Source organism: Halobacillus sp. Cin3 (genome assembly GCF_947311855.1).
GTDB classification, from domain to species: Bacteria; Bacillota; Bacilli; order Bacillales; family Halobacillaceae; genus Halobacillus; species Halobacillus kuroshimensis.
Window position 1 is genome coordinate 836,987 of record NZ_CAMZMV010000001.1, and the last position, 11,695, is coordinate 848,681.

Annotated in this window: 13 protein-coding genes; all 13 read right to left on the reverse strand. The window is 46.0% G+C overall.

Annotation, left to right across the window (positions count from 1 at the left end):
* Nucleotides 1-605: 605 nt before the first annotated feature.
* The 13 genes from aroA to QMA39_RS04585 all read right to left on the reverse strand — a co-directional run bounded on the left by aroA (nt 606) and on the right by QMA39_RS04585 (nt 11,588).
* Complete coding sequence (aroA, locus tag QMA39_RS04525) at nt 606-1,895, reverse strand: 3-phosphoshikimate 1-carboxyvinyltransferase (protein WP_206932805.1); 1,290 nt, start codon at nt 1,893-1,895, stop codon at nt 606-608.
* A gap of 17 nt (nt 1,896-1,912) precedes the next feature.
* Nucleotides 1,913-3,013 carry a prephenate dehydrogenase gene (locus QMA39_RS04530; RefSeq protein ID WP_027954412.1) on the reverse strand — a complete coding sequence of 367 codons (1,101 nt, stop codon included), beginning with the start codon at nt 3,011-3,013 and terminating at the stop codon, nt 1,913-1,915.
* The gene (hisC, locus tag QMA39_RS04535; RefSeq protein ID WP_206932807.1) at nt 3,010-4,107 is read right to left on the reverse strand and encodes a histidinol-phosphate transaminase; all 1,098 of its coding nucleotides are present in this window, start codon (nt 4,105-4,107) and stop codon (nt 3,010-3,012) included. Before hisC ends, QMA39_RS04530 begins: the two co-directional genes overlap by 4 nt.
* Nucleotides 4,108-4,121: 14 nt before the next feature.
* Nucleotides 4,122-4,487 (reverse strand): chorismate mutase, encoded by a 366-nt coding sequence (gene aroH, locus QMA39_RS04540; protein ID WP_340689448.1) that lies wholly within the window; start codon nt 4,485-4,487, stop codon nt 4,122-4,124.
* The gene (gene aroB, locus QMA39_RS04545) at nt 4,484-5,563 is read right to left on the reverse strand and encodes a 3-dehydroquinate synthase (protein WP_281658077.1); all 1,080 of its coding nucleotides are present in this window, start codon (nt 5,561-5,563) and stop codon (nt 4,484-4,486) included. Before aroB ends, aroH begins: the two co-directional genes overlap by 4 nt.
* Nucleotides 5,563-6,732, reverse strand: a complete 1,170-nt coding sequence (aroC, locus tag QMA39_RS04550; protein ID WP_027954416.1) for a chorismate synthase — start codon at nt 6,730-6,732, stop codon at nt 5,563-5,565. The genes aroB and aroC overlap by 1 nt, the downstream gene beginning before the upstream one ends.
* 119 nt (nt 6,733-6,851) lie before the next feature.
* Nucleotides 6,852-7,664: a protein-glutamate O-methyltransferase CheR gene (locus QMA39_RS04555; RefSeq protein WP_281658078.1), complete on the reverse strand. Its 813-nt coding sequence runs from the start codon at nt 7,662-7,664 to the stop codon at nt 6,852-6,854.
* Between the two features lie 109 nt (nt 7,665-7,773).
* Entirely contained in the window at nt 7,774-8,223 is a 450-nt protein-coding gene (gene ndk, locus QMA39_RS04560; protein WP_027954418.1) for a nucleoside-diphosphate kinase, read from the reverse strand.
* A 91-nt stretch (nt 8,224-8,314) separates the two neighbouring features.
* Nucleotides 8,315-9,286, reverse strand: coding sequence for a heptaprenyl diphosphate synthase component II (gene hepT / locus QMA39_RS04565; RefSeq protein WP_281658079.1), 972 nt, complete (start codon nt 9,284-9,286; stop codon nt 8,315-8,317).
* Between the two features lie 16 nt (nt 9,287-9,302).
* Nucleotides 9,303-10,010 (reverse strand): demethylmenaquinone methyltransferase, encoded by a 708-nt coding sequence (locus tag QMA39_RS04570; protein ID WP_027954420.1) that lies wholly within the window; start codon nt 10,008-10,010, stop codon nt 9,303-9,305.
* 6 nt (nt 10,011-10,016) lie between these two features.
* The gene (locus QMA39_RS04575; RefSeq protein ID WP_242520198.1) at nt 10,017-10,814 is read right to left on the reverse strand and encodes a heptaprenyl diphosphate synthase component 1; all 798 of its coding nucleotides are present in this window, start codon (nt 10,812-10,814) and stop codon (nt 10,017-10,019) included.
* Between the two features lie 92 nt (nt 10,815-10,906).
* Complete coding sequence (mtrB, locus tag QMA39_RS04580; RefSeq protein WP_027954422.1) at nt 10,907-11,131, reverse strand: trp RNA-binding attenuation protein MtrB; 225 nt, start codon at nt 11,129-11,131, stop codon at nt 10,907-10,909.
* Nucleotides 11,132-11,315: 184 nt separating this feature from the next.
* Nucleotides 11,316-11,588 (reverse strand): HU family DNA-binding protein, encoded by a 273-nt coding sequence (locus QMA39_RS04585; protein ID WP_008638574.1) that lies wholly within the window; start codon nt 11,586-11,588, stop codon nt 11,316-11,318.
* Nucleotides 11,589-11,695 lie beyond the last annotated feature (107 nt).

Sequence of the window (11,695 nt, forward strand, 5' to 3'; positions counted from 1 at the left end):
TCACTTTATTTAGATCGGATGGGGTTTTCCATCCGTCCGCTCGTATTTTTGTATATTGGAACAGCACTATGATATCTGAAAATATCCTTCTCTTCAAACGTTCCGGCTCTCCATCGGAAAACCACGTCTTTCAGATTAATCATACCATAATGTCCATCCAGTGAAGACCACATTTCTGATTAGTCGTTCGACGATATTCCATTCCGCTGACGAATTTTGTCCAAGGTTACCATTCAGGAACGGATAAGATGAAAAGAAGAATAGATGTCAGGGTGCGGATGTCTGTTTATGTACAACAGACAGCTTCATGATGTGGTCATATTCCAGATATCTGCTGCGTAAGCTATTCACTAGGTGTTCAAACCGAAAATGCAGGTCCCTCTTTTCAGTCATAAACCGCCGTAATATAATCCCACCAGGCCGAATGCGCTTCCATAACCATCAAATCCTGTACACCCCATCCCTTTCCTCGTGGTGATCCTGCCTGAGACCACATCCCTGGATCATCTTCTCTTTCGTTTCATACAAAGAAGCTCTCTACGATTACATCCACCAGGCAGGCTTTTTATATCGTATGAGAGCTTCAATGAAACTATGAAGTTATTTTAACGGAGTACTTCATTTAAATGTTCGAAAAAGGAAGGATAGGAAATATTGATGCAGTCCTTGTCCTGAATCGTGACCGGCTCTGCACTGATAAGAGAAGCGACAGCACCCATCATACCTATTCTGTGATCACCATAAGAGTGGACACTTCCTCCTGTTAAAGAAGCCCCTCCATGAATGACCATTCCGTCCTCTGTGGCCTCTACTTCTGCGCCGAGCTTTGTAAGAGTGGTCACGACCGCTTCAATACGATCGGTTTCCTTGAATTTCAGTTCTTCCGCATCCTTAATAACAGTTGTTCCTTCAGCTTGTGTCGCAGCAAGCGCAATAATCGGGATTTCGTCAATAAGATTCGGAATCAGCTCACCATCGAGCTGTAGAGCCTTGAGACGGGAGCTTCTGACCCGGACGTCCCCGACCGGCTCGCGCCCGATATAGGTATGGATATCCGTTTCAATATCCGCCCCCATTTTTTTCATCGCCTGAATAATACCGTCCCGTGTAGCGTTCAACCCTACATCTTTAATAATGAGATCACTGCCGGGAACGATGGAAGCAGCGACAATGAAAAATGCGGCTGATGAAATGTCCCCGGGAATTTTTATATCTGATGCCTGTGGCTGCTGACCGCCCTCGATGGTAATGGCAGCGCCCTCTACGTTAAGGTTCACGCCGAATTCAGGAAGGAGCATTTCTGTATGATTTCTTGTCTGTCCGAGTTCGACCACTTTGGTCTCCCCGTCCGCCAGCATGCCTGCAAGAAGGAGCGCTGACTTCACCTGCGCGCTTCTAACGGTGAGCTCATGCACGGTCCCTTCCAATTTACGGCCTCTGAACGCTAGGGGAAGCAGACGATTCTCATCCCTGCCGGTGATATCCGCTCCCATCTGCTTTAATGGGACGACGACACGGTCCATCGGCCGCTTGGATAAGGACGCATCCCCAAACGCTGTCGTGAATAAAGGAAGCCCTGCTAAAATCCCGCTCATCAATCTTGCGGTTGTGCCGGAGTTACCGAAATTCAATGGCGAAGATGGCTCCTTGAGGCCTTGAATTCCTCTTCCATATACCGTCAGACGGTCATCCTGCTGATCAATTCTGACACCCATTTCTCGAAAAGCTTCGACAGTCCGAAGGCAGTCCTCTCCCGTTAGAAAATTGGTAATATGAGAGGTTCCCTCCGCTAATCCTGAAAATATAACAGACCGGTGGGATATTGATTTATCGCCAGGGACAGACATGGTCCCCTGCAGCTGCTTCTGTGTCGGCTGCAATTGTATATCCGTCATTCTTCTGCCTCCCTTGTTTACTGCTGCACCATTACTTCATATTTTTTCTCCTGCAGGACTTTATGACTCAGCTTCTGCTCTTCGCTTGTAGCAAAGCTTACACGGAGAACCCCTGTAATCCCTTCACGGATTTCGAGGATTTGAATGTTTTTTATGCTGATTCCTTCCGCAGCCAAAAGACCGATCACATCATGGATAGCTCCCGGCTGGTCATGAATATCTACATAAATGTCATAAAAAGCTGGAATAGCTCCCTTTTCCTTCACAGGAAGGCCGTCACGGTAAAGCTTGGCTTCTTTTAAATATTCATATGTTTCCTCTTCCGCCTCCTCCTTAAGAAAGGTGCGGACTTTATCCATTTCATTGATCCAATCTTCCAGCATTGCAATAAGGAGGTCCCTGTTTTGAAAGAAAATATCCTGCCAGAGCTTCGGGTTGCTGGAAGCGATCCGGGTGATATCCTTAAAACCGCCGGCAGCCAGGTGTTCAATGTATGGGTGGGTTTCCTGCCAAACCTTCGCCTGATGGACGAGAGAGGAAGCAATCAAATGTGGGAAGTGGGAAATGACCGCAGTCATTTCATCATGTTCACTTGTCGAAAACGTCAGGAAACGGGCGTTTGTTTCGGATAGTAAATCCTTAAGCCTGTCCGCTTCTGCCTTTGTACTATTAAGGGCGGGCGTGAGAACGTATATCGCATTTTCAAACAGATGAGGTTTCGCCGCTGTATAGCCCTGCTTGTGTGAGCCGGCCATTGGATGGCCGCCCACAAAGGAAAGCAGAGGATGTGTCAGGCGGTCCGCTGCTTTTAAAACCTGATTTTTGACAGATGACACATCCGTAACAAGCAGCGGTTTAGTCAGCTCCACGTTCTCCAGCTGATGGAGAAAATCAATGGTGACTGAAATAGGCGTAGCCAGGATACATACATCCGCCTCCACAACTGCTTTAGAAAAGTTAAACGATGCCTGGTCAATGACGCCCTGTTTCAGCGCCATATTCAAAGCTGCTTCGTCTCCGTCCATACCGATGACAAAAACATCTTCTTTTTTTGATACATTCATAGCAATCGATCCGCCGATTAATCCTAAACCGACGATCAGGACTGTCTGTTTCATGACTGCTTAACCATTTCCAGCTTCTTTTTCATTGCCTGTTGAATCTGGAGCATGTCATCTTCTCTGCCGATGGTCAATCGTATGGAATTCGGCAGTCCAAGCGCTTCACCGGAGCGCACGATAAACCCTTGAGTAAGGAGGTATTCAAACATCTCATCCCCGCTGATAGGAAGCTGGATCAAAAGGAAGTTCGCTTGTGTATCGTAATAGCCCAGATCGTTTTCATCACAGAAACGCATCAAGGCTTGTTTATTTTTATGGGTGGCTTCCACCGTTGTCGTTATAAATTCCTGATCGTCCAGAGCAAGTATAGCAGCAGCCTGGGCGACTGTAGAGGTATTGAACGGTTCTCTTGCTGGTTCCAGTACCTGGATGACATCCGCAGCGGCCAACCCAAAACCGATACGCAGGCCGGCAAGACCATAAGCTTTTGAAAAGGTACGGAGAACCATTAAGTTCGGGTATTGATTTAATGCGGAGACCGCATCAAAAGAATCTTCCGCTTCCAGGTATTCGTAGTAGGCTTCATCAAGCACGACCAGCACATGTTCAGGCACTCTGGCCAGCACGTCTTTTATCGTTTCTTCATTGATATGAACCCCTGTTGGGTTATTCGGAGTACAGATCCAGAAAACACGCGTGTCTTCATCAATTTGACGAATCATTTCCTCGAGATCATGATGGCCGTCCTTCAACGGAACTTCCCTTACTTCTGCACCTTCTATCAAGGCATTGTGACGGTACTGGGGGAACGTTGGAGAAGCCATAACCGTATTGGCACCAGGCTCAAGGAATGTGCGGCAGATGATTTGGACAACTTCATCCGATCCATTTCCAAAAATGATCTGATTCTCGTCCACGCCAAGAAAACTGGAAACCTTAGTCCTGACACCCGCTGCATAGCCGTCCGGATAAATTTCCAGTTTGGAAACGAGCTTCGGAAGCTCCTCCTTTACCACAGGAGAAAAGCCGTATGGGTTTTCATTGGAAGCCAATTTGACAATACGGTCAAGCCCATACTCTTTTTTCACCTCTTCAATGCCTTTACCGGGTTTATAAGGTTTCATCGTCTTAAGAATATCTTTTGCTTTCATGAAAAAAACTCCTCTCAACTCTTTAAATCAGGGCGAAGTTGAACGGCCTGATGATGATATACATGCTGGATCTGTGCCTGCTCAATCTCGGTCCGGGCCGTCACCATCACCCGGATGCATTTTTTCAGGCTGCCAGGTACGGGGATTTCTCTCATGCACATGACGGGCACATACGTCCAACCATCCATCTGCCTCAAGCTTTTCGCTGGAAAGGTATCTGTTAAGTCTTCGGTAACGGTAAAATAAACGGACACGACATCATCCGCATCCAGCTGATTAGCCGTAATGATCGCCTGCATCATTTCTAATGAACGGTTGACGATTTCATCCTGTTCATTGTTTTCGACGGTCGTAGCTCCTCTGATTCCTCTGATCATCATCCGTTCCCCACCTCTTCTATGACACATTTTAATTCATTTAACAGGAGACTGTCATCCATGGCCTGGACATAGGGATGTCCTACGCCATCCAGCAGAACAAAGTTAATCTGCCTGCCGATCGTTTTCTTATCCCACTTCATACGATCCACCAGCTTTTCAGCATCAAGGCCTCTCAGTAGATCAAGGGGATATTCATTTTCTCTCAACCAGTTTACATAATCATTTACTCGTAAATCTTCGTCGCTTTTCCTGCTGCTTAATTTCAAAGCATACAAAAGCCCGAGGGCTACAGCTTCTCCATGTGTCACTCTGCCATAACCGAGCTCTGATTCAATGGCGTGGGCGAGTGTGTGTCCGAGATTCAAGTACTGGCGGATATCCGCTTCCTTTTCGTCTTTTTCCACGATAGAGGCCTTCACTTGAATGCCTCTATATAAATCTTCCTCCAGCTGCCTGCTTGTCAAGGTATCCAGCGACACATCAAGAAGGCTTTCAAGCCAGTTTACATCACTTAGGAAAGCGTGTTTAATGACTTCTCCATAACCTGAGCGGATTTCCTTCCGGGAAAGTGTAGCGATGGTTTCAAGGTCATAAACAACTTTCTGAGGGTTGAAAAAGCTGCCGATAAGATTTTTACCTCTCGGATGATTGATGGCTACTTTCCCGCCGACACTGCTGTCATGAGCCAGAATCGTAGTCGGAACTTGGATATAATCGATACCTCTTAAGTACGTTGAAGCGGTAAAGCCCGCGAGGTCACCAATCATACCGCCGCCAAGGGCGATGATCAATGAGCGGCGGTCCAGCTGATGAGTCGTGCAGGCATCCAGGAGCTGCTCATAACATTCCATACTTTTCGATGCTTCCCCACTTGGGACCACAGCCGTATGGACGTGTTGTCCACCGGTAAACGACTGCCTCACATCTTCGAGGTAATAATCCGATACCTGATCATCGGTGATGATCAGGATGGACTGATAATCTTTTTCCAGCATGTCAGCAATCCTATGACGGATCCCTTCTCCGAGGACAACCTCATATTCATGTGTAGTTGCCTTGATCTGTAATGTCTTCATCAAAAATCCCTGATTTCTTTTCTGTAATCATCCACCGCCCGCTTAAGACGTGGGAAATAATCGGATGGAAATTCTTCTGTAATCGCTTTGGCCAGTTCAAAAGCAACGATATGTTCCATTACAACAGACGCTGCCGGTACTGCACACGAATCTGAACGCTCGATACTTGCATTAAATGGCTCTTTCGATTCGATATCAACACTCTGCAGAGGCTTGTATAACGTCGGAATCGGCTTCATAACGCCTTTGACCACAATCGGCATCCCAGTAGTCATCCCGCCTTCAAACCCGCCAAGACGGTTCGTCCTGCGTGTGTAACCTTCCTCTTCACTCCAAAGGATCTCATCATGGACCTGGCTTCCTGGTTTTCTTGCTGCTTCAAAACCAATTCCAAATTCCACCCCTTTGTAGGCATTGATACTCATTACGGCCTGGGCAATTTTAGCATCAAGCTTCCGGTCGTACTGAACATAAGAGCCAAGCCCTGCAGGCATCCCTTCTACGTATACCTCAGTGACGCCTCCGATGGAATCTCCATCCTTCTTCGCATCATCAATGGCTTTCATCATTTTTTCAGCCGCCTGTTCGTCAAATGTACGGACAGGAGACGCTTCGGAAATTTCACGGCGTTCACTCAGAGTAAGATTTTCATCTACATCACTGACGATGCCTGCAATTTCTCTTACATAGCCGGCAACTTCAATGCCAAGTTCTTTCAGGAGGACTTTCGCGACCGCTCCTGCTCCTACCCTTGCAGCTGTTTCCCTTGCTGAAGAACGCTCCAGCACATTCCGCATATCACGGTGACCATATTTCATTCCGCCATTAAGATCGGCGTGACCCGGACGGGGCTTCGTTACAGTCCGTCGGATTTTATCTGTGCCTTCTGGAAGTGGATCTTCTCCCATAATATCTGTCCAATGCTTAAAGTCATCATTATGTACAACAAGCGTAATGGGTGACCCTAACGTATATCCATGTCTTACACCACTTGTAATTTCTACGAGATCTTTTTCAATCTGCATCCGTTTTCCACGACCGTAGCCACCCTGGCGGCGTATGAGTGATTCATTGATCTGTTCCCTCAACAGTGGAAGATGAGAGGGGATGCCTTCCAGTATTGTTGTCAGTTGTTTTCCGTGTGATTCACCAGCGGTTAAGTAGCGCATGAATATTGTACCTCCTGTATAGGTACCCCCGGATATAACGGGGGATAAATTTTAGATACTACTATATCATAAGGAATCCCGTTTGTAACATCGAAAAATTCAATTTTTTTATTAATCTTTTATGAAAACGCTTTTACATCCAGGGCTGCAGATGTTCTATTTACTTTCTGGTAAAAAAAGGTGTCGAAAACCTTGAAATGATAGTGTTCCGGCGAAAAAATCTGCTCCGTACTGCCTACAAAGAAAATTCCATCCGTCTCCAAAGCCTGGTTGAATTTAAAGTATAATTCTTTTTTGGCCTCTTCCGTAAAATAAATCATGACATTGCGGCAGACGATCAGGTCGCACCTGGAAGGGAAAGCATCGGCCAGCAGATTGTGTTCCTTAAACACAACACGGCTCCTGATATCTTCATGAACACGGTAAAATGAACCCTCTTTAGTAAAGTGCGCCTGCTTAATTTCATCAGGAACTTCTTTGAGTGACCGCTCGTGATACACGCCTTCTTTCGCACGTGCCAGAGCTTGAGGGTCTATGTCTGTAGCGATAATTTCCAACTGTTCCCGAGGAAAAAAACGCGATAGGATCATCGCCAGAGTATAAGGCTCCTCCCCCGTAGAACAAGCGGCACTCCATACGCGTAGACGTTTATTCTTTTTCAATAAATGAGGGATCACTTTCTTTTCCAGAACATCAAAACGCTGCCGATTCCGGTAAAATTCAGAGACGTTGATGGTGACCTTGTTCATCAACTCTTCCAAAAGCTCCCGGTCTCCCTCCATAGCTTGAAAATAGCTGGAAAAACTGCGGTACCCTCTTTTGTCACGCAGTGAGGTAAGTCTCCGTTTCATCTGCGTCTCTTTATAGAGAGAAAGATCAATGCCTGTCTTTGCAAAAATATTTTCCATAAAGCTTATGTAATCATCTGTCATCCCCGTTCCCCCTGCTTCTATAATCTACCTTTAACATTACGCTACCGCCTGCTTATTGTAAATATAGAGAGGTAGAAACAAAAAAACCGCCCGCAGGCGGTTTTATCGTTCATTCATAGACCCAGGCAAGGCTGTCTTTTTGATAATCGACCAGTTCTCCTTCGTTGAAGAACAAGGAAATTTCTCTTTCTGCACTTTCTTTTGAATCGGAGCCATGGATGACATTCTTCCCAACGATCATACCAAAGTCCCCGCGGATCGTCCCAGGAGCAGCGTCTGAAGGCTTTGTAGCCCCCATCATCTGTCGTGCGGCCGCTATGACATCCTCACCTTCCCATACCATTGCAAATACAGGACCGGAAGTGATGAATTCGACCAATTCGCCAAAGAAAGGCTTCTCTTTATGCTCGCCATAATGCTCTTGTGCCAATTCCTCAGGAATAGACATCAGCTTGGCGCCGGCCAGCTTGAAACCTTTCCGCTCGAATCTGCCTGTGATTTCTCCAATCAAATTACGCTGTACACCGTCGGGTTTTACCATTAAAAAAGTCTTTTCCATGACAAACACCTCATCTTATGTATAGTCTGAAAGCGCTTTTAATAAGTGCCATAAAAAAGTCTATCAAACAATGAAAGGAAAGGCAATAGAATCATGCCCTTCTTTTTCCAATATACTTGGCAATCCCTTTCAAAGTCTGTTTGGCACGTCCTGCTGGAAGCTCATGTAATGACTGATAGGCTTTCTGAAGATACAGGTCGCTGATTTCAAGGGATCGTTCAATCGAACCATTTGACTGGATGGTCCGGATTAGAGGTTTCAGTTTTTCTGTCGTTTCTTCTTCTGTCCCTGTGAAAGCTTCCTGAAGCTGCTTTTTGAAGAGTGGGTCTTCCATAGAAAGAAGCACCGGCAGTGTAACATTTCCCTGCAGAAGGTCACTGCCTGCCGGCTTACCCAGCTCCTCTTCAGAAGCTGTAAAGTCCAGCACATCATCGATGATCTGATAAGACATTCCTACATTGTAGCCATATCGGTAAAGAGCTTTTTCTCTCTCTTCATCAACATTCGCTGCAATGGCTCCGAGACGGCAGCTGGCCGCAATAAGCAGAGCCGTTTTCCTTTTGATCCGTCGTAAGTAAGTGCGGAAATTTTGGTGGACATTGTATTTGTCCTTAATCTGTTCAATTTCACCAAGGCACAATTCTACCATCGTTCCAGCGAGAATCTGATGGGCCTTCGGGTTTTCAAGTACCGACAGCGTTTCCAGAGAGCGCGCAAATATGTAATCCCCTGTATACATCGCAATGCGGTTATCCCACCTTGCTTTAATGGTTGGTTCCCCTCTTCTCAGCTCCGCTTCATCTATGACATCATCATGGACGAGAGAGGCTGTATGTATCAGCTCTAAAGAAACAGCAACGGCTTTCATTCGTTCAATATCATAATCGCCGAATTTGCCCCCGAGAAGAACGAAGACAGGGCGGATTCTCTTGCCGCCTGCCTGGAGAAGCTGACTGGACGCATCTCTTAAAACCGTATTGTTGGACTGAATGGTATCATTGACTGCATCTTCAATCACAGCCAGGTCATTTTTTAGAAAAGAGTAGATCATGGCTAATTTCATTCTAGTTCATCCTCGGTTAAAGCTTTTCACCCATATGCATAGCTGCTACGCCGCCTGTATAGGATTTGACAATGACGTTGGAAAGGCCGGCTTCCTCAAACATCATTTTTAATTCTTTCTTGCCTGGAAAGTCCTTGGCTGATTCATGAAGCCAGCTGTACTCCTGATAACTCTTTGCGAACACCCTGCCGAAAAGCGGCATGATATTTCCGAAATAGAAGTAATACATCCGTTTAAAAAACGGATTTGTCGGCTGGGAGGTTTCCAAACAGACGACTTTACCGCCGGGCTTGACCACCCGGTACATTTCCCGCAGCACCTGCTGGTAGTCAGGCACGTTCCTTAAACCAAATCCAATGGTTACAAAATCGAATTGATCATCCTCAAATGGAAGAGCCATCGCATTTCCATGCTGAAACTCAACCTGGCGCACTCGACCGGCCAGCTTTTTCTTTATACCGACAGAGAGCATGTTCTCACTGAAATCCAGGCCGGTGACTTTCCCATTGCTGCTGACAGATTCTGCCAAAGCCATTGTCCAGTCCCCTGTCCCGCAACAGACGTCAAGGGCCGTATCGCCCGGCTGGACATTCATGCGCTTCATGACGTCCCTGCGCCAAAGCCTGTGCTGTTGGAAAGAAATAATGGAATTCATACTATCATAACGTTCGTATATTTTCTCAAACACATGGTGTACCCGTTCTTCTTTCGTCTGTGGATCCATAAATACTTACCCTTCTTCCGCGATCTGTCTATGATTAAATTGATGATGAATAGCTGCATGGACGTAGGATTTCAGCCAGTTGAAATGAATGGGCAGCTGAGCTACCGCTGCCTCAAGATGGTTCACATGACTCTGCACCATCTGTTCGAGGCTTCCGATCACCTGTCCGTGATTCCCGAAAAGGCCGGGCCTTTTCACAAGGGCTTCGATCAACGGCGATACGTTCCCTTCCTGATAACTGCGTTTTTCCTCCATCAATTTCTTAGCCAGCAGCCATTCCCCTGCCATGTCATTGATGGCTGTTTTTTGAACATACGCACCTACTCTTTGTATGAGCAGCGATTCAATTTTCTTCACACCATCCAGAAATTCCTGAAAAGACTCCACATCCTTATAGTAGAGTTCCATCTTGAGCTCATTGATTTCCTTGATGGCTCCCGCAAGGGTATGAATCATTGGAATATCATTCAACTGGGATAATAAATAATAGTAGAGCCCGCTGAAATAATCACCAGCCAGAACCGTGAGCTGGCGGTGCCTTACTGTTTCTTTATCATCCTCGTCATCAGTCAAGGTAACCAGATCATGGGTGTCCAGAGCAATTTGTACGAGCATGGTCGTAATAATATACTGCTCTTTCTTCTCCACCGGCAGTGTTGTATGGTTCATAATGGAAGATAAGATAACAAGTTTGTCGTCATCGATGTGCGGCTCAGGTATAAAACGAACCAAATAAGGATGGCGGACCTTGGCTGCGATTTTACTTTTGAGCTGCTTAATATCGTTATCTGAAGAATTCAACATGATCACCCGGTCCCTTCCCGAACACTAATAAACATTCCTATTATAGCATATTTCGCCAGTCCCTGTATGTATCGGACAACAGAGGATAACCATCACTCTGTGTCGTTGGTCATTTCCCCGTGGCTCGTCTGAATAACCGCTTTTCCGCGTACCTTCACAGCAGATGTATGCTCTGTAAACTGAGCAATCATCACTTCATTACGGTCCAGCTTTTCTGAATGGTGGAATCTTGTGTCCGTCCCTCTTGTAAGACCAATGACATTCACACCATCTTCCAGTGCTTTAATTACAAAAAAATCGTTGTTGGATGCAGACATCGCAGGAGCCCTCCTTCTTTATCTTAACTATGTCTTAATGAGCCGCCTTTGTCAAAATATCCACCCTGTTGAATGGGCTTCAGAGCGCGATTCAAGTACAGTATGGACGCATATCCGGCTTTTTACTATGAAAAAAAGGAAAAGGGTGCAGTGTGCACCCTTTTCCCAAGCCCTATGTAGCTGATTATTTAACCGCATCTTTAAGGGCTTTACCAGGTTTGAACGCTGGTACTTTGCTTGCAGAGATTTCAATCTCTTCACCAGTTTGTGGGTTACGGCCTTTACGTGCCGCACGCTCACGAACTTCAAAGTTACCGAATCCGATCAGCTGGACTTTGTCACCATCTTTAAGTGAATCCATGATAGATTCGAATACAGAATCTACAGCTTGAGTCGCATCTTTTTTAGAAAGATCTGCTTTTTCAGATACCGCATTGATTAGATCTGTTTTGTTCATGACATTCACCTCCTCCCGAGAAGGTTAAACTCATTCAAGCGGTGTTCACACCGCTATAAATGTTTATTTAACGGTCATCATTTGATGACAAGCCTTATAATAAACGA